The 19,416-nt window shown below is 70.0% G+C and carries 11 protein-coding genes; 8 read left to right on the top strand and 3 right to left on the bottom strand.

The genetic code is table 11. The features are described from left to right. Nucleotides 1–76 precede the first annotated feature (76 nt). Genes I9P22_RS10625 through I9P22_RS10615 form a run of 3 tightly spaced genes read left to right on the top strand, consistent with a single transcriptional unit; the run spans nt 77 to nt 10,899 of the window. The gene (locus I9P22_RS10625; RefSeq protein ID WP_199259455.1) at nt 77–8,410 is read left to right on the top strand and encodes a GH36-type glycosyl hydrolase domain-containing protein; all 8,334 of its coding nucleotides are present in this window, start codon (nt 77–79) and stop codon (nt 8,408–8,410) included. 25 nt (nt 8,411–8,435) lie between these two features. After that, nucleotides 8,436–9,578 (top strand): DJ-1/PfpI family protein, encoded by a 1,143-nt coding sequence (locus I9P22_RS10620; RefSeq protein WP_199259454.1) that lies wholly within the window; start codon nt 8,436–8,438, stop codon nt 9,576–9,578. A gap of 55 nt (nt 9,579–9,633) precedes the next feature. Continuing rightward, nucleotides 9,634–10,899: an MgtC/SapB family protein gene (locus I9P22_RS10615; protein WP_199259453.1), complete on the top strand. Its 1,266-nt coding sequence runs from the start codon at nt 9,634–9,636 to the stop codon at nt 10,897–10,899. 3 nt (nt 10,900–10,902) lie between these two features. On the opposite strand, the gene I9P22_RS10610 is transcribed toward I9P22_RS10615, so the two are convergent. Next, entirely contained in the window at nt 10,903–12,498 is a 1,596-nt protein-coding gene (locus I9P22_RS10610; protein WP_199259452.1) for a DHA2 family efflux MFS transporter permease subunit, read from the bottom strand. A gap of 3 nt (nt 12,499–12,501) precedes the next feature. Then, the gene (locus I9P22_RS10605; RefSeq protein ID WP_199259451.1) at nt 12,502–13,716 is read right to left on the bottom strand and encodes an HlyD family secretion protein; all 1,215 of its coding nucleotides are present in this window, start codon (nt 13,714–13,716) and stop codon (nt 12,502–12,504) included. Nucleotides 13,717–13,936: 220 nt separating this feature from the next. Here I9P22_RS10605 and I9P22_RS10600 point away from each other — a divergent pair, with 220 nt between their 5' ends. Continuing rightward, on the top strand, nt 13,937–14,617 hold the full coding sequence (locus tag I9P22_RS10600) for a TetR/AcrR family transcriptional regulator (protein ID WP_233253324.1): 681 nt from the start codon (nt 13,937–13,939) through the stop codon (nt 14,615–14,617). Nucleotides 14,618–14,789: 172 nt separating this feature from the next. Then, nucleotides 14,790–15,329 carry a hypothetical protein gene (locus I9P22_RS10595; RefSeq protein WP_199259449.1) on the top strand — a complete coding sequence of 180 codons (540 nt, stop codon included), beginning with the start codon at nt 14,790–14,792 and terminating at the stop codon, nt 15,327–15,329. A gap of 70 nt (nt 15,330–15,399) precedes the next feature. Here I9P22_RS10595 and I9P22_RS10590 read toward each other — a convergent pair whose 3' ends face one another. Continuing rightward, a complete protein-coding gene (locus I9P22_RS10590; protein ID WP_199259448.1) occupies nt 15,400–15,831 on the bottom strand; it encodes a MarR family winged helix-turn-helix transcriptional regulator in 432 nt (143 codons plus the stop codon). A 126-nt stretch (nt 15,832–15,957) separates the two neighbouring features. On the opposite strand from I9P22_RS10590, the gene hmgA reads away from it, so the two are divergent. The 3 genes from hmgA to maiA all read left to right on the top strand — a co-directional run bounded on the left by hmgA (nt 15,958) and on the right by maiA (nt 19,269). Beyond that, the gene (gene hmgA, locus I9P22_RS10585; RefSeq protein WP_199259447.1) at nt 15,958–17,319 is read left to right on the top strand and encodes a homogentisate 1,2-dioxygenase; all 1,362 of its coding nucleotides are present in this window, start codon (nt 15,958–15,960) and stop codon (nt 17,317–17,319) included. Nucleotides 17,320–17,381: 62 nt separating this feature from the next. Further along, nucleotides 17,382–18,587, top strand: coding sequence for a fumarylacetoacetase (fahA, locus tag I9P22_RS10580; RefSeq protein WP_199259446.1), 1,206 nt, complete (start codon nt 17,382–17,384; stop codon nt 18,585–18,587). A gap of 22 nt (nt 18,588–18,609) precedes the next feature. Next, nucleotides 18,610–19,269, top strand: a complete 660-nt coding sequence (maiA, locus tag I9P22_RS10575) for a maleylacetoacetate isomerase (RefSeq protein WP_199259445.1) — start codon at nt 18,610–18,612, stop codon at nt 19,267–19,269. Nucleotides 19,270–19,416: the final 147 nt, after the last annotated feature.

Here is a 19,416-nt window from a genome sequence, read left to right as displayed (position 1 = left end):
CCGGTGCGGGTTTTTGGGAACCTCTGCCCCGCCGCGGCCCTTTCATGGGGAAGGCCGGGAAGGGGAGAGCGGAGCCATGCAGCCAGACGGGGGCGGAAGCGCGGCGCAGGAGGGCGGCCGGGCCGGGATGACCGCCGCCTCGGTCTTCGAGGCGGCCGGGCGGGCGGTGCTGCAGCGGGGGGCGCTGCAGGCGGCGCATTTCGACGAGCGCGCCGCGCGCTTCGACCTGAAGCAGGCCGACAGCGACCAGCGCATGCTTTACCAGGCCGCGCTGCGGGCCGAGGCCGAGGACGAGCACATCACCACCGGCACGCATTGGCTGCTGGACAATTACCACACCATCGCCGAGACCTATCGCCACCTGCATCGCGACCTGCGCCCGGACTTCCTGCGCTCGCTGCCGCGCGGCCGTTTCCGGCCGGCGGCCGAGCCGATCCCGCGGGTGCTGGCGCTGGCCTGGGACTATGTCGCCATGACCGACGGCGACCTGCGCGAGCGCAGCTTCGCCGATTTCATCGCCGGTGCCCAGCAGGTGGACTGGCTGACCATCGGCGAACTCTGGTCGCTGCCCTCGATGCTGCGCTATGCGCTGCTGTTGCGGATGCTGCGGCTGAGCGAGGAGGCCGAGCAGGCCCGCCGCGGCCGGCGCGAGGCCAATGCCGCCATGGACCGGCTGATGGCCAAGGACGATCCCGGCCCGGCGGATTTCGACCTGGTGGTGCCCGGCGCCGCGCTGCAGAATCCGGCCTTCGTGGCGCATGTGATCTATCGCATCCATGCCGGGCTGGACCGCACCCATGCCATCACCGCCGAGCTGGCCCGGCGGCTCGAGGCGCAGGGCCATACCGCCGAGCAGATGATGACCGGCGAGCAGCTGCGCCAGACCGCCAACAACGTCACCGCCGCGCATGTCATCCGGGCGCTGAAGCGCCTGGACGAGATCAACTGGCGCGAATGGTTCGAGGCCACCAGCCGCACCGAGGCGATCCTGCGCGAGGATCCCGACCACCGGCGCCTGGCCCCGCAGACCCGTAACGCCATCCGCAACCGCATCGAGATGATCGCGCGCCATTCCGACCTGTCCGAGCCCGAGGTGGCCGAACGGGCGCTGGCGACGGCGGGACGGCGCGGCATCCCCACCTCGGTCGTGCTGCTGGGCGACGACGCGGCCCGCTTCGAGGCCGAGTGCGGCTATCGCCCGGTCTGGCGCGAGCGGCTGGCCCGGCTGGTGCGCCGCCAGGGCGTCCTTGCCCTGGTGGTGCCGCTGGCGGGGTTGATGGCGCTGGCCCTGGGGCTGTGCCTGGCCTATGTGCCCTCGCAGACCGGGGGGTTCCTGGCCGCGACGCTGATCCTGCTGTCGCTGGCGCCCTTCCTTGACGCCTCGCTGGCACTGCTGCGCTTCGTCGCCAGCCGGCTGATCGCGCCTTCGCAACTGCCTGCCTACGGGTTCAGGGACGGCATCCCGCCCGAACATGCGACGCTCGTGGCGGTCCCCTGCCTGTTGACCAGCCTGGACACCATCGACGACCTGCTCAGCAATCTCGAGGTGCATTGCCTTGCCAACCCGGATCCGGCGCTGAGCTTTGCGCTGCTGACCGATTTCACCGACGCGGCCGATGAGGCGACGCCCCGGGACGCCGAGCTGCTGGCCTATGCCCGCCAGGGCATCGCCGCGCTGTCCGAGCGCTATGCCCATACCGGGCAGCGCTTCTACCTGCTGCACCGCCGCCGGCAATGGAACGAGACCGAGGGCGTCTGGATGGGCTGGGAGCGCAAGCGCGGCAAGCTGGTCGAGCTGAACGCGCTGCTGCGCGGCAGCCGCGACACCAGCTTCGTCGATACCGGCCCGCGCCCGCCCGAGGGCATCCGCTATGTGGTGACGCTGGACGCCGACACCCGCATGCCGCGCGACACCGTGCGCATGCTGGTCGGCATGATGGCGCATCCGGTCAACCGCCCGGTCTATGACCCGGCCCGGCAGCGCATCATCCGCGGCCACGGGCTGATCCAGCCGCGCGTGACCTCGCTTCTGAAGCATGGCAGCCAGACCTCGCCCTTCCAGCGCATCCTGTCGCAGGACAAGGGGCTGGACCCCTATGTCTTCACCGTCTCGGACCTGTATCAGGACCTGTTCGACCAGGGCACCTATACCGGCAAGGGCATCTATGACGTCGACGCCTTCATCGCCGCCGCCCAGGACGGCATCCGCGAGAACACGGTGCTGAGCCACGACCTGATCGAGGGCGCCTGGCTGCGCGCGGCGCTGGCGACCGACGTGAACTTCATCGAGGAATATCCCAAGCGCTTCGACGTGGACCTGTCGCGCCAGCACCGCTGGGCGCGCGGCGACTGGCAGCTGCTGCCCTATCTGCTGGACCTGCGCAACGGGCTGGACACGCTGGCGCGGTTCCGCATCGTCGACAACCTGCGCCGCAGCCTCTTGCCGGTGGGGCTGATGCTGGCGGCGCTGGTGGCGCTGATCGGCCTGCCCCATGCCGATGCGATGTTCTGGCTGGGGCTGCTGGGCGTCTCGGTCGGACTGTCGCAGCTCCTGGGCTGGCTGATGGGGCTGATGCCACGGCAGTCCGGGGTGGCGCCGCTGCGCCACATGATGGTCATCGGCAACGAGCTGATCGACCAGGTCATGGCCTTCATGATGCGGTTGACGCTGCTGCCGCAGATGGCCTGGAGCATGGTCGATGCCACGGTGCGCAGCCTGTGCCGGGTCTACCTGTCGCGGCGCGGCCTGCTGGAATGGACCACGACCGATGCCGTCGCCACCCGCGGGCACGAGACGCCCTTGGGCTATCTGGCGCTGATGCGCGGCGGGCTGGCCCTGGGGCTGGGCTTCGTGGGGCTGGTGGCGCTGCTGCACCCCGAGAACCTGGCCCCGGCCCTGGCTCTGGGCGCGCTGTGGCTGGGGGCGCCGCTGATCGCCTGGGTCAGCGCCCGCCCGATCAAGCACGAGGGCGCGCGCGCCCTGACCGGCGACGAGCAGCTGGAATGGCGGGCCGAGGCGCGGCTGATCTGGCGCTTCTTCGAGACCTTCGTGACCGCGCGCACCCACCACCTGCCGCCCGACAACTACCAGGACGATCCGCAGCCCAAGCTGGCCGAGCGCACCTCGCCGACCAATATCGGGCTTTACCTGCTCTCGACCGTGACCGCGCACGAGTTCCGCTGGATCACCCTGGGCGAGGCGCTCGACCGCATCGAGGCGACGCTTGCGACCATCGAGCGGCTGGAGCGGCATCGCGGCCATCTCTACAACTGGTATGCCACCGACACGCTGGAGCCCTTGGGCACGCGCTACATCTCGGCGGTGGACAGCGGCAATCTGGCCGGGCAGCTGATCACCCTGTCCTCGACGCTGAAGGAATGGGCGCGCAACCCGGCCTTGTATCTGCTGCCCGAACTGACGGGCGCCGTGGACATCCTGTCGCTGATGCGCCGGCTGCACGCGGCGATCCCGCGCGAGCGGCGCAGCCTGAACCCGCTGCGCGACCGCATCGACGAACGCATCACCGGGCTGTGGCGCAGCATGGCCCGTGCCGACGCGCCGCATCTGGCGCCGCTGCACGTGCAAAGCTATGCCCGCGCCGCCGCCAACCTGCAGCTGCTGATCCAGGGCCTGGTGACCGAGGTGCCGACCGCCGCCGCGCGCGAGCTGGACTGGTGGGCCAGCCGCTTGGTCGGCACCTGCGACGAGATGGAGGGGCTGGGCCGCATCGACCCCGACGAGGTCGCCGTCGCGGCCCGGCGCATGGCGGCGCTGGCCGAGCGCGCCCGCGCCTTCGCCTTCCAGATGGATTTCGCGTTCCTCTACGACCCCGAGCGCCAGCTGCTCGCCATCGGCTACAATTGCGCCGAAGGCACGCTGGACCAGTCCTTCTACGACCTGCTGGCTTCCGAGGCGCGGCTCGCCTCGCTGTTCGCCATCGCCAAGGGCGACCTGCCGACCGAGCACTGGAACCGGCTCGGGCGGCCGATGACCGCCATGCCCTACGGCTCGACCCTGGTCAGCTGGTCGGGCTCGATGTTCGAATACCTGATGGCGCCGCTGGTGATGGACGAGCCGCCGGGCTCGATCCTCTACAGCTCCTGCGACGTGGCGGTCGAGGCGCAGATCCGCGACGGCTGGCGCGCCGGCCGGCCCTGGGGCGTGTCGGAAAGCGCCTACAACGCCCGCGACGCGCAGATGAACTATCAGTATTACGCCTTCGGCGTACCGGAACTGGCGCTGCGGCGCTGGCTGCGCGACGACCAGGTGGTGGCGCCCTATGCCAGCTTCATCGCCGCCGCCTTCCGCCCGCGCAGCGCGCTGAAGAACCTGCGCCGGCTGGCCCGGCTGGGCGCGCGCGGCGAATACGGCTTTTTCGACGCGGTGGACTTCACCCCCTCGCGCTTGCCCGAGGGACGCAAATGCGCCGTGGTACGCAGCGTCATGGCGCATCACCAAGGCATGAGCCTGCTGGCCATCGCCAATTGCCTGATGGACGGGCTGCATCGCGACCGCTTCAACGCCGACCCGGTGATCGAAAGCGTCTCGACGCTTCTGCAGCAGAAGACCCCGCGCGAGGTCTCGCCCCTGCGGCGCGAGCGGGTGGCGCGGCGTCTGCCCGGCCCGTCCGAACTGGGCCAGACCGAGATCGTCGAGGTCGCGGATGCCGCCGCGGCCCCGCATACCGTCGCGGTCATGTCGAACGGCCGGCTGTCGATGCTGCTCGATGCCAGCGGCGGCGGCCGGCTGCGGCTGGACGGCACCGCCATCACCCGCTGGCGACCCGATCCGGCGGCGGATGCCTGGGGCGAGTTCCTGTTCATCCGCGATGCCGGCTCGGGGCGCTGGTGGTCGGCGACGGCGGCGCCGGGCTTCGATCCCGGCATCGCCTATTCCGCGCGCCTGTTCGACTACAAGGCCAATTTCATCGCCAACGGCGAGGGCGTCTTCTGCGAGACCGAGGTGATCCTCTCCGACGACCTGGACGCGCGCGGCGCCCGGGTGAAGCTGCGCAACAGCTCGGACCGGCCGCGCCAGATCGAACTGACCAGCTATGGCGAGATCGTGCTGGACAACAACGATGCCGACCGCGCCCATACCGCCTTTTCGCGCATGTTCGTCGCCACCGAGGCCCAGCCGGACCAGGGCCGCATCTTCGCCCGCCGCAACAAGCGCAACCCGCAGGATCCCGACCGCCACCTGATGCACATGGCGACCGGAGCGGGGGTGCCCGCCGGCGCGGCCACCGATCGGCGGCTGTTCCTCGGCCGCGGCCGCACGATCCGCGCCCCGCAGGCGCTGGACGACCCGGGCGTCCTGGCCGGGCTGGCGCCGGGGGAAAGCTATACGCTGGATCCGATCTTCTCGCTGACCCGGCGGCTGACCATCGACCCGGGCAAGGAGGCGGTGGTGACCTTCTGGACCGCGGCCGCCGCAAGCCGCGCGGCGCTGGAGGAGGCGCATGCCCGGCTGAGCGACGAAGCCGCCTATGAGAACGAGCACCAGATGGCCTGGACCCGCAGCCAGGTGCAGCTGCATCACGCCGACATCACCCCCGAGGAGGCGGCGCTGTTCCGTCGCTATGCCGCGCTGCTGGTCTATCCCAACGAGGCGCTGAGTTCGCAGGCCGATCACCCCATGGGCTCGCAATCGGCGCTGTGGCCGATGTCGGTCTCGGGCGACAATCCGATCATGGTGCTGCGCATCAACGACCCCGACCTGCTGCCGGTGGCCCGCCAGGCGATCCGCATGCAGGAATACCTGCGCATGCGCGGCCTCGACTGCGACCTGGTGATCCTGAACGAGCAGCGCGTCAGCTACGCCGCGCATCTGCACGAGGCGCTGAACAACCTGTGCCACAGCATGCAGCTGCTGCATTCGCGGCCCTCGGTCTTTGCCGTCGACGCCAACGGCCTGTCGGCCGAGACCCGCGACACGCTGCTGGCCGTGGCGCGGGTGGTGATCCACGCCCAGAACGGCAGCCTGGCCGAGCAGATCCAGCGGCTGGAGCCGGCCGAGCTGCGGCGCGGCATCACCCGCCCGGCGCCGCACCCGCTGCAGCGCCCGGCGCTGCGCCCCGACTTCCCGGCCGAGGAGCTGCGGTTCTGGAACGGCACCGGCGGCTTCGACGCGCAGGGCAATTACGTCATGCGCCTGCGCCACGGCCAGGCGACGCCGAACCCCTGGATCAACGTCGTCGCCCGCAGCGATTTCGGCTTCCACATCTCGGCCGAGGGGGCGGGCTTTTCCTGGTCGGCCAATTCGCGCGACCACCAGCTGACGCCCTGGTCGAACGACGCGGTCAGCAACCCGCCGGGCGAGGGGATCCTGATCCGCGACGTCGGCACCGGCGCCGTCCACACGCCCTATGCGGCGCTGTCGAGCCAGCGCGAGGCGCTTTACCAATGCCGCCACGGCGCCGGCTTTTCCGAGTTCGCCGCCTGGTCGGGCGAGCTGGAGATCACCGCGCTGCACAGCCTGACCCCCGACGCGCCGCTGCGGGTCGTCGGGCTGCGGCTGGTCAATCGCGGCACGCGGCGGCTGACGCTGGACGTGGCGCAGTTCCTCGAGCCGGTGATGGGCGGCGCCCGCGCCAAGACCGCGCCCTATCTGCAGTTGCGCTACCTGCCCGAGGCCCGCGCGGTGCAATGCGAGAACCCCTATTCCATCGACTATGCCGGCCAGCGGATGATCCAGTCGGTGGATGCCGAGGTTACGGGGCTTTGCCTTTCGCGGCTGATCTGGCAGGGCCGCAACCGCGATGTCTGCCAGCCCGCCTGGTTCGATTCGACGCTCAGCCACCGTTTCGTGCATCGCCATGACGGCGACCCGGTGATGATGCTGGAAACCCGCATCGAGATCGAGCCGGGCGAAAGCCGCACCGTCACCTTTCGCCTGGCCGCGGCCGCCGGCGAGGCCGCCGCGCCGCTGCTCGGCCGGACCGAGACCGCCCGGCAGGCCGCCACCGCCCAGACCGAGCACTGGCAGCACATCTTCGGCCGCTTGCAGGTGGAAACCCCGGACCCGGCCTTCGACCTGATGGTGAACCGCTGGCTGCCCTATCAGGCCATCGCCTGCCGGATCCGGGCGCGGTCGGCCTTCTACCAGGCTTCGGGCGCCTATGGGTTCCGCGACCAGCTGCAGGACACCTCGGCCATGCTGGCCTATGACCCGGCGCTGGCCCGCGCCCAGCTGCTGGAAGCCGGCTCGCGCCAGTTCCCGGAAGGCGACGTGCAGCATTGGTGGCTGCCCGGCACCGGCGCGGGGGTGCGCACCCTGATCGCCGACGACGTGGTGTGGCTGGGCCATGCGCTGGCGCGCTATGTCGAGGTCACCGGCGACCGCGCCGTGCTGGACGAGCCCTTGCCCTTCATCCTGGGCCGCGCGCTGGAGCCGGGCGAGCACGATGCCTTCTACACGCCCGAGATCGGCGATCGCACGGCGACGCTTTACGAACACGCCGCGCTGGCGCTGGAGCTGGCCATCGCGCGCACCGGCGAACAGGGCCTGCCGCTGTTCCTGGGCGGCGACTGGAACGATGGCATGAACCGCGTCGGCGCGGCCGGGCGCGGCCAGTCGATCTGGATGGGCTGGTTCCTGGCTTGCACCATCGCCATGATGGCGGCGCTGGCCGAGGCGCGGGGCGAGGCCGAGCGCGCGAAACGCTGGCGCGCCCATGCCGCCCGGCTGTCGCGGACGCTGGACCGGCACGGCTGGGATGGCGGCTGGTATCTGCGCGGGATCTATGACGACGGCACGCCGCTGGGCTCGGCCCGGTCGCAGGAATGCCGCATCGATTCCATCGCGCAAAGCTGGTCGGTGATCTCGGGCGCCGGCCGCAAGGACCGCCGCAACCCGGCGCTGGACGCGGCGCTGGAGCATCTGCTGGACGAGGACGGCATGCTCTTGCGCCTGTTCACCCCGCCCTTTTCCGATGCGCCGCAGGACCCCGGCTATATCAAGGGCTATCCGCCCGGCGTGCGCGAGAATGGCGGGCAATATACCCATGCCGCGATCTGGATGGTGCAGGCGCTGTGCATGGCCGGCCGCGCCGACGATGCCTGGCGGGTGTTCCGGCTGCTGAACCCGATCGCCCATGCCAGCGACGCCGCCACCCTGCAGCTCTATCGCGGCGAGCCCTATGTGGTCGCCGCCGATGTCTATGGCGCCGAGGAAAAGACCGGCCGCGCCGGCTGGACCTGGTATACCGGCTCGGCCGGCTGGCTGCACCGCGTCGCGGTCGAGCATATCCTGGGCCTGCGCATCAAGGGTGGCGACAGGCTGGAGGTGGAGCCCGCCATGCCCTCGCACTGGCCGGGTTTCCGCGCCAGCGTGATGATCGGCAGCCGCCGGCACGAGGTCGAGGTGACGCGCGACAAGGCCGGCGCGCTGCAGATCCGTTCCGGCTGACGACGAGGCAGGGGAGGGAAGGCCCATGCGGCGCGTGATGATCGGCATCCTGGTGCTTCTGGCGCTGCCCCTCGCGGGTCTTGGCGGCTGGCTTTACAGCCTGCCGCCGGGCCCGGCCGCCCTGCAGCCCCCGCCGGTGCCGCAGGCCGAGGCCCAAGCGATGCTGGCGGCGCTGAAGCCTCCGAAACGCCCGCGGCCGCTGATCGCGGTCGTCGGCCTGAACGACGCCACCGAGACCACCGACTACCTGATGCCCGCCGGCGTCCTGCGCCGCGCCGGGATTGCCGATGTGGTCATGCTGGCGACCGGGCCAGGCCCGGTGCGGCTTTATCCGGCACTGGCGGCGCTGCCCGACGCGACGCTGGCGGAATTCGACGCCCGCCACCCCGAGGGCGCGGATTACGTCATCGTTCCCGCCATGAGCCGCGACGACGACCCGGCGGTCATCGGCTGGCTGCGGCAGCAGGCGGCAGGCGGGGCGACCGTCATCGGCATCTGCGCCGGCGCCAAGGTGGTCGCCGCGGCCGGCCTGCTGGACGGCAGGCGGGCGACGACGCATTGGTATCACCGGCAGCGGATGCTCGACCGCAGCCCTTCGATCACCTATGTGCCCGACCGCCGCATGGTGATCGACGGCCGCGTGGCCACGACCACCGGCATCACCGCCTCGATGCCGATGATGCTGGTGCTGGTCGAGGCCATCGCTGGCCGCGCCAAGGCCGAGGCGGTGGCCCGCGACCTGGGGCTGGCGCATTGGGATGCCCGCCACGCCAACGCCCACGCCAGCGCCGCCTTCGGCCTGACCCGGCCATTTGCCGCGACGGTGCTGGGCAACCGGCTGGCTTTCTGGAAGCGCGAGCGCATGGGGCTGGAGCTTCGCCCCGGCCTGGACGAGGTGGCGCTGGCGCTGGTCGCCGATGCCTGGTCGCGGACCTATCGGTCGCGGGCCGTGACCTTCGCCGCCTCGACGGCGGCGGTCGAAAGCCGGAACGGCATCCGCCTGCTGCCCGAAACCACCGCGGCCGACTGGCCCGAGCGGCAGCCGCGATACGGATTTGCCGGCCAGAGACCGGCCGAGGCGCTGGACCAGGCCCTGCAGATCATCGCCGCGCGCCATGGCGCGCGGACCGCGCGGGTCGTCGCGATGCAGATGGAATATCCGCGCTGAACCGCCGCGGCGCTCGCCTCTGGCCCAGGGGCCGGGCCGGTGGCAGAGTGGCGGCATGGAGCAGACCGATATCCTGACCCGCCTTGCCGTGTCGCTGGCCATCGGCCTGCTCGTCGGGCTGGAGCGCGGCTGGCAAACGCGCGCGGAACGGGATCACCGTCGCGCCGCCGGGCTGCGGACCTTTGCGCTGGCCGGGCTCTTGGGCGGCGTGACCGGGGCGCTGGGGGCGCAGTTCGGCGGGCTGCTGATCGGGCTGGTGTTCTGCGCCTTCTCGGCGGTTTTCGCGGCCTTCCAATGGCTCGAATCGCGGCTTGATCAGGATGTCAGCGCGACTTCCTGCGTGGCGGGGATGCTGGTCTTCCTGCTTGGCGCGCTGGCCGTCGCCGGCGCGCTGGGACCGGCCGTGGCGGCGGCGGTGGCGATGACCCTGCTGCTGGCGCTGCGCGAGCACCTGCACCGCTGGGTCGCCATGCTGAGCTGGATCGAGATCCGCGCCGTGCTGACCCTGGCGGCGATGTCCTTCCTGCTGCTGCCGGTCATCCCCGACCGCACCGTCGATCCCTGGGGCGCAATCAATCCCTATCGCATCTGGCTGCTGGCCATCCTGATCGCGGCGATCTCCTTTGCCGGCTACATGGCGGTCAGGGCCTTCGGGGAAAGGCGCGGCATCATGGTGATGGCGGCGACCGGCGGGCTGGCCTCGTCGACCGCGACCACGCTGGCCTTTGCGCGGCTGGGCAAGGATCGCCCGGATTCGGCCCGGCTGCTCAGCGCGGGGATCCTGCTGGCGGGGCTGGTGATGATCCTGCGGGTGGCCGTGGTCGCCATCGGGCTGCAGCCGGCCTTGCTGGCCGGGCTGGCGCCGCCGCTGGTGGCCATGGCGGCGGTGAGCGCCTGCGGGGCCGCGCTTTTGATGCGCCGCGCCGGGGACGAGGCGCGGCCGGTCCTTGCCATCGACAACCCGCTGGCGCTGGGAACGGCGCTGAAGCTTGCCGGGTTCATCGCCGTGGTGATGCTGGCCGCGGCGGTGCTGCGGCAGTGGCTCGGCGATATCGGCGTGCTGATCGTGGCGGCGATTTCCGGCATCGCCGATGTCGATGCCGTCTCGATCTCGATGGCGCGGATGGGCGGCGGGGCGCTGGGGCTCGACACCGCGGCGCAGGCCATCCTGATCGCGGTGGCGGTCAATACCGTCTCGAAGGCAATCCTCGCGGCCTGGGCGGGCGGGTCCCGGCTGGGCCTGATCGTCGGCGCCGTCGGCGGGCTCGCCATCGCCGCGGCCGGGCTGGCGATGGCCCTGTCGCGGGCGCTGCTGTCCTGACGGTCAGTGCCCGCCACCGCCCGCGCCGGGCGCCGGCTTCTGCACGAAGAACAGCAGCAGGGCGAGCGAGGCGAAAAGCCCGGTCAGCAGCACGAAGATGTCCGCAAGCGACATCACCACCGCCTGCAGCCGCGCCATGTCGGTCAGCGTGGCCAGCGCCGCCGTGCCGGCCGCCTCGCCCAGGCCGGAATAGGCCTGTTCCAGCATCCCCATCGCCTGATCCGCCGCGCCGTTGCCGCCGGTCACGCTTTCGGCGATGCGGGCATAGTGGAAATCCTCGCGGTTGGTCAGCACGGTGTTGATCAGCGCCAGCCCGACCGCGCCGCCCAGGTTGCGGGTCAGGTTGAACAGGCCCGAGGCGTTCTTGACCTTCTCGGGCGGCAGCATCCCCAGCGCGATGTTCGACACCGGCACCATGCAGATCATCAGCGAGACCCCGCGCAGGATCTGCGGCAGGAAAATCTCCCAATAATCCCAATCCTCGGTCAGCCCGGTCATCATCCAGCAGCTGAAGGCGAAGACCGCGAAGCCCGCACCCATCATCAGCCGCGGATCGACGCTTTGCGACAGCCGCCCGGCAATCGGCGCGGTCAGGAACATGGCGATGCCCGAGACCATCATCGCCTCGCCGATCTGCAGCGAATTGTAGCCGCGGATCCCCGAGAGGTAGAGCGGGAAGATGTAGATCAACCCGTAAAGCCCGATCCCCAGCCCGAAGGAAAAGACCGAGCCCATGGTGAAGTTGCGGTCGGCAAAGGCGTCCAGCCGCACGATGGGTTCCTCGGCGGTGAAGGCGCGCCAGAAGAACAGGAAGCCGCCGGCGATCATCACCCCGGTCATCGCGACGATCAGCTCGTCGGCGAACCAGTCGTCGCCCGCGCCCTCTTCCAGCACGTATTCCATCGCCCCCAGCAGCAGCGCCAGGCCCAGGAAGCCCCACCAGTCGAAGCGCTGGAACAGGCTCAGGTCCGGCTTGTCGAAGTCGATCAGCAGGAAGGCGGCGGTGGTGACGACGATGCCGGGAATGACGTTGATGAAGAACAGCCAGTGCCAGCTCATGTATTCGGTCAGGTAGCCGCCCAGCGTCGGCCCCACGGTCGGCGCCAGCGTCGCCACCAGCCCGATCATCGGCGAGACGATATGCATCTTGGAACGCGGGAAGATGGTGAAGGCGCAGGCAAAGACCGTCGGAATCATCGCCCCGCCGATGAAGCCCTGCAACGCCCGCCAGACGATCATCTCGGACATCGAATTCGACAGGCCGCAGAGCAGGCTCATCACCGTGAACCCGCCCGAGGAGATGGTGAAGACCCAGCGCGTCGACAGCATCCGCGACAGATAGCCCGACAGCGGGATCATGATGACCTCGGCGATCAGGTATGAGGTCTGGATCCACGGGATCTCGTCGCTGGAGGCCGCGAGCCCCGCCTGGATCTCGGACAGCGAGGCCGAGACGATCTGGATGTCCAGGATCGCCATGAACATGCCCAGCACCATCAGCAGGAAGGTGATCAGCCGGCGCGGGTCGATGCGGTCCTGATCGGGTGCGGCCGGCACCGGGCCGTCCGGGGCAAGCGCCGCCGTGCTGTCGGCGGGCATGGCTCAGCCCCCGTTCCGCGCGGCCTGCCGGATGCCTTCCACGGCGGCGCCGTCCAGCGCGCTGGTGGCGGCCGCGCCGGGATCGGCCGCCGGGGCCGGTATGCTCTGCGCGGGGGCGGGCATCAGCGGCCGGTCCTCGCCGCTGCGGGTATCGACCTCGGCGATGACCGACATGCCCGGGCGCAGGGGCAGGCGGGCGCGGTCTTGCGCGTCGATCTCGATGCGCACCGGCACGCGCTGCACGACCTTGGTGAAATTGCCGGTGGCGTTCGAGGCGGGCAGCAGGCTGAACACCTGCCCGGTGCCGGCGGTCAGGCTTGCGACCGTGCCGTGCAGCACTTCGTCCGGCCAGGCGTCGACGCGGATCGAGACGCGGGCGCCGGGCCGGATGCCGGCGATCTGGGTTTCCTTGAAATTGGCCCCGACATACAGGTTCCCGACCGGCACCAGCGTGCCGATGCGGCTGCCGGGCGCGACATAGGAGCCGACCTCGATCTGCCGCTCGGTCAGGATGCCGTCGAAGGGCGCGCGGATCCGGGTGAAATCCAGGTCGCGCTGCGCCTTGCGCAGGTCGGTGCGCGCCGACTGCACGTCCAGCCGCGCGCTGTCCAGCCGAGCCTTCAGCACGACCAGCTGCGCCTGCGCTTCGGCCAGCGCCGCCTTGGCGCTTTCCACCTGGGCAGCGGCGGATTTCGCGCTGGCCTCGGCCGCATCCACCGCCGCCTGGGTGCCGGCCGAACTGGACTTGAGCTCGCGCGCCCGCCGCCAGGATTTCTGCGCCCCGTCATTCGTCGCCTCGGCCGAGGCCAGCGCCGCCCGGGCCTGCTGGATCGCCGCCTCGCCGGCGGTGATCTGCGCCTCGAGCTGTTTCGCTGCGCTTTCGGCGGTGGCCAGGCCGTTCCGGGCGGTCTCGACCGCCAGGCGGTAATCCTCGGGGTCGATGCGGGCGATCACCTGGCCCTTGGTCACCGGCGCGTTCGGCGCCACCAGGATCTCGGCGATATAGCCGGTGTCGCGGGCCTGCAGCTGCACCAGGTCGGCCTGCAGATAGGCGTCGTCGGTTTCCTCGTGGAAGCGGCCGAAGCTGAACCAGTGCCAGAGCTCGTAGCCGATCACCGCCAGCAGCACCAGCGCCAGCCCGGCCAGGATGCGCTTGGCCTTGCCGGAGCCGGATTTCTTCACGGGTGCCGCGGGTGCGGCTTCGCCGGTCGATGCCATGGTTCAAGCCTTTCGATATGGGACCGCCGGGGCAGGGGCCGCGCCACGGCCGGGCGCGAGTCGGACAGGCGGCTTGGAGCGCTTATAGTATTGACCGAACCGTTCGGTCAATATATCCCGCAACCATCAGCGGACAGGCACAGGAAAGCGCGGTACGTCGGGGATGGACCCGCCGGGCGCATGCGACATACCCTCGACGGCACAGCGACAGGAGGCCCAGTTGAGCGAACCCAGCAGCCAGAGCCCATCCCGCCCCCCCGGCGGATCCGGCCTGCCCGAGCCCGAGGACAGCCCGAAGCGCCGGCAGATCCTGGACGGCGCCCGGCGCATGTTCCTGGCCCAGGGCTTCGAGGGCGCTTCGATGCAGGACGTGGCGCGGGCGGCCGGGGTGTCCAAGGGCACGCTCTATGTCTATTTCGACAGCAAGGAGGCGATGTTCGAGGCGCTGGTGCTGACCGAATGCGGCCGGCTGCAGCGCACGATCCGCCAGCTTGGCGCCGGGGTGGAGGGGGTCGAGCACGAGTTGCGCCAGATCGCCCGCAGCATGATCGACACGCTGCTGCAGGACGAGGTGATGGCGGCGATGCGCATGATGATCGGCGCCGGCGAGAAATTCCCCGACCTGGCCCGGCAGATCTACGAGGCCGGGCCGATGCGCTCGATCGAGACCCTGGCGGAATATTTCGCGCTGCGCGTGGCGCGGGGCGACCTGGCGATGGAGGATTGCCGCGAGGCGGGGGCTGAATTCGTCGACCTGGTGCTGGCGGGGCTGCAGCGCCGGGCGCTGCTGATGATGCCGCCGCTTTCCGATGCCGGTATCGACGCCTTCGTGCGCCGCCGCGTGGCGCGTTTCCTGGCCGTCTATGCGCCGGGCCCCGCGGCGGGCGGTCCGGCACGCTGACCGCCGTCACCGAGGCATCCGGGGCATCCGGGACATCAGCAGACCGGGCGTGCGCCGCCGGACGCCGCCGGTATCCCCCCTCGCGCCGCCCGGGCGGATATGCTTCCCTTGAACGGCAGCATTTCCCGGATGGAGCCCCGATGCCTCGCCCCTCGCAACCCGCCATTCCAAGATGGCACAGCTGGCTCATCACCCTTGTGCTGGCGACCTCGCTGGTGAACTATCTGGTCCGGCTCGTGCCGCTGTCGCTGCTTGCCGCCACGCCCCTGCGGGAGGAGCTTGCATCCCTTGCCATCTCGCCCGAGATCTATCCCGCCCAGCTGGCCTGGGGGGGGAGTTCACCATCCTGTGCACGCTGCAATGGCTGTTCAGCGCCGCCGGGCTGGCGGTCATCCTGCTGCGCGAGACTTTCCGCGTGGTGCGGGGCGGGCGGGGACGGGCCATCGTTTCCCTGCGCAGCGTCGCGGTGCTGCTCGGGATCACCTTCTTTGCCTTCACCGCGCTGGTGAACATGGTGACGCCCTATTTTTCCGGGACAAGGATCGGCGATGGCCCGGTCGCGTTCAAAGGCTTCTTCGCATTTTTCATCAACATGCCGAGCGCCGCCAGCATTCTGGGTTTCCTGCTGGGCCCGGCATGGTCCGAGCATGGCATGAGCAAGAACCGCAGAAAGCCCCCGGCCGCGGCGCTGGACAGCGGCACCAGGGAATAGCACCGCCGTCACCGGGACGGGGCGTGCGCCCACCCGAGGCCGGGGACGGCGCGTCGTTTCCGCGCCCAGCCTAGTCGCCGTTTCCCGTTCCGGTGATTTTCGCCAGGGCGCGGTCAAGCGCTGCGGCATCCGCGCCCAGTTCGGCCAGCAATTCGGCCTGGAAGGTCTCGGCGATGCGGCCCAGGCGGGCCATCAGCGCCCGGCCCTCGGGCGTGAGTTCCAGCGCCACCAGCCGGCGGTCGGCCGCGTTGCCGGACTTGCGCACCCATCCCGCCTGCTGCAGGCGCGTCGCCGCCCGGCTGACCATCGATTTGTCCAGGTTCACCCGGGCATGGATGTCGCGGACGCTGACCGCGCCGGAATGGGCCAGATGCGCCAGCACCCGCCATTCGGGAATGCTCAGCCCGGCCTCGGCCTCGTAAAGCGCGGCGAAGCGGCGGCTGACCCGGGTCGCCGCGACATTCAGCCGATAGGGCAGGAATCCGTCCAGGTCGAATGACATGCGTGCCTCCTGGGCGCAGCACAGCAGAAAAACATTGCGGCTGCAACAAGCTCGGGTGCTTGACATCGTTGCTTTCGCAACGGTATGATCGTTGCAATAGCAATGACATTGCGCAGGGAGGATCCGATGACCCAGCACGAGCTGCCGCGCGGCATGGTCCGCGCCGCCGGCCCGACCGGCCCGCACGAGGGCTACATGCCCGGCTTCGGCAATGATTTCGAAACCGAGGCCCTGCCCGGCGCCCTGCCGCAGGGCCAGAACAGCCCGCAGAAATGCAACTACGGGCTTTATGCCGAGCAGCTTTCCGGCACCGCCTTTACCGCGCCGCGCGGCCAGAACGAGCGGACCTGGTGCTATCGCATCCGCCCCTCGGTGCATCATACCGGGCGGTTCGCGGCCATCGACCTGCCCTATTGGAAGACCGCGCCGAACGTGCGCGACGACATCGTCAGCCTGGGCCAGTATCGCTGGGATCCGATCCCGGTGCCGGACCAGGACCTGACCTGGATCACCGGCATGAGGACGATCACCACGGCGGGCGACGTGAATATCCAGGTCGGCATGGCCAGCCATGTCTACCTGGTCACCCGCTCGATGCAGGACGAATACTTCTTCTCGGCCGACAGCGAATTGCTGGTGGTGCCGCAGGAGGGCCGGCTGCGCTTCTGCACCGAACTCGGGGTGATCGACCTGGAGCCGAAGGAGATCGCCATCCTGCCGCGCGGCCTGGTCTATCGCGTCGAGGTGCTGGAAGGCCCGGCCCGCGGCTTCGTCTGCGAGAATTACGGCCAGAAGTTCGACCTGCCGAACCGCGGCCCCATCGGCGCCAATTGCCTGGCCAATCCGCGCGACTTCAAATGCCCGGTCGCCGCCTTCGAGGATCGTGAGACGCGCTCGCGCGTGGTCATCAAGTGGTGCGGCCAGTTCCACGAAACCTGGATCGACCACTCGCCGCTGGACGTGGTGGCCTGGCACGGCAATTACTGCCCCTACAAATACGACCTGCGGACCTATGCTCCGGTCGGCGCGATCCTGTTCGACCATCCCGATCCGTCGATCTTTACCGTGCTGACCGCGCCCTCGGGGCAGGAGGGGACGGCGAATATCGACTTCGTGCTGTTCCGCGAGCGCTGGCTGGTTGCCGAGCACAGCTTCCGGCCGCCCTGGTATCACAAGAACATCATGTCCGAGCTGATGGGCAACATCTACGGCATCTACGACGCCAAGCCGCAGGGCTTCGCGCCGGGCGGCATCAGCCTGCACAATTGCATGCTGCCGCACGGCCCGGATCGCGACGCCTTCGAGGGCGCCAGCAATGCCGCGCTGAAACCCGAGAAGCTGAACCACACGATGAGCTTCATGTTCGAGACCCGCTTTCCCCAGCACCTGACCGAATTCGCCGCCCGCGAGGCGCCGATGCAGCAGGATTACATCGAGGTCTGGGACCGGCTGGAGAAGAAGTTCGACGGCACCCCCGGGGTGAAGTGACGCGTAAGGCGAGGGGCCGTCTGCCCCCCGAGAGTATTTCTGAAACGGAGAAGAACATCGGCATGCCCCTGCTGCGGTCCCGGGTCGAGAGCGCCAATCGCGCGGATGGCCCCTTTCCCCTGAACAACCTGCCCTATGGGGTGTTTTCCGTCGCCGGCGAGGCGCCGCGCTGCGGGGTCGCCATCGGCGAGATGATCCTGGACCTGGCGGCCTGCGAGGCGCGCGGCCTGGTCGATGCCGGCGGCACGTTCGCGCAACCGCAGCTGAACGGCTTCATGGCGCTGGGGCGGGCGCGCTGGGAGGCGGTGCGGGCGCGGCTGACGGCGCTGCTGGCCGAAGGTGCAAGCGAGGATGTCCCGCTGGTCGCCATGGCCGGGGCAAGGTTGCACCTGCCGATCCGGGTGACCGAATTCACCGATTTCTATGCCTCGAAGCATCATGCCTTCAATGTCGGGGCGCTGTTCCGCGGGCCGGAGAACGCCCTGCCGCCGCAATGGACGCATATGCCCATCGGCTATAACGGCCGGGCCTCGTCGGTCGTGGTCTCGGGCACCCCGATCCGCCGGCCCATGGGGCAGGTCCGGGGCGAGGCCGGGCCGGAATGGCGGCCCTGCCGCCGGCTGGACCTTGAACTGGAGCTGGGCGCCGTCGTCGGCGCTGACAGCACCATGGGCGAGCGGATCGGGGTGGAGCAGGCCGAGGCGATGATCTTCGGCTATGTGCTGCTCAACGACTGGTCGGCGCGCGACATCCAGGCCTGGGAATACCAGCCGCTGGGCCCGTTCCAGTCCAAGGCGCTTGGCACCACCATCGGCCCCTGGGTGGTGACCCAGGCGGCGCTGGAGCCGTTCCGCTGCGCCGGCGCCGAGCGGGTGAACCCGCTGCTGCCCTATCTGCACGAGGCGCGGCCGGGGCTTTACGACCTCGAGATCGGCTGGACGCTGAACGGCCAGGTCATGGGCCGGACGAACTACAACGTCATGTATTACTCCAGCGCCCAGCAACTGGCGCATCACAGCAGTTCCGGCTGCCCGATGCGGGTCGGCGACCTGCTGGGCTCGGGCACGATCTCGGGGCCGGGCCGCGAGCAGACCGGGGCGCTCTTGGAAATGACCGAGGGCGGCAAGATGCCGGTCATGGTGAACGGGGCGTCGCGCAGCTTTCTGGAAGACGGCGACGAGGTCGGGCTGTTCGCGCAGGCCCGGGGCGAGGGCTATCGCATCGGCTTCGGTCCCTGCACCGGGCGGATCCTGCCCACCCGGCCCTGAGCTTCGGCCCTGAACTCCGGCCATGAGCCCGGACCCCAGCATCGTGCTGCATGACTACTGGCGCTCGTCCGCGTCCTGGCGGGTGCGCATCGCGCTGGCACTGAAGGGCCTGGCCTATCGGCGGGTGGCGGTGGATCTGCTGGCCGGTGCACAGCGCCGCCCGCGGCACCGGGCGCTGAACCCGCAGGGGCTGGTGCCGGCGCTGGAGATCGACGGCTTGCGGCTGACCCAGTCGCTGGCGATCCTGGACTATCTGGAGGAGACCCGGCCCGCGCCGCCGCTGCTGCCCGCCGATCCCGGCGGCCGTGCCCGCGTCCGGGCGCTGGCCCTGGCGGTGGCCTGCGAGATCCATCCGCTTTCGAACCTGCGGGTGCTGGACCGGGTCGAGGCGCTGGCCGGGGCCGAGGCCCGTGCCGCCTGGAACCGCGACAATATCGCCGCCGGGCTGGCGGCCATCGAGGCGCTGCTGGATCATCCGGGCTTCACCGGCCGCTTCTGCCATGGCGACGCGCCCGGCATGGCCGATTGTGTGCTGGTCCCGCAGCTTTACAACGCCAGCCGCTGGGGCGTCGCCTTCGGGCATCTGCCACGCATCGCCGCCGTCGCCGAGGCCTGCGCGGCGGTGCCGGCCTTCGCCGCCGCGCATCCGGACCGGTTCGCGCCCACGCCCCGGCCGGGCTGAGGCTGCCGGCGCGAGCCTGGTCAAATCCGGCGAAATCCGTTGCTCAGTATATTGAGCGATGCTAGGTTGTGTTGACAAAAAGGATTCCCCTGCGCGTCTGGCTGTGATTCAAGATCATCTCTACGTGGGAGGTGACCTTGGCACGCA

This window comes from Paracoccus binzhouensis (assembly GCF_016446475.1).
GTDB classification, from domain to species: domain Bacteria; phylum Pseudomonadota; class Alphaproteobacteria; order Rhodobacterales; family Rhodobacteraceae; genus Paracoccus; species Paracoccus binzhouensis.
Note: the sequence above shows the minus strand (reverse complement) of the source record. Positions and strands in the feature narration are given on the sequence as shown.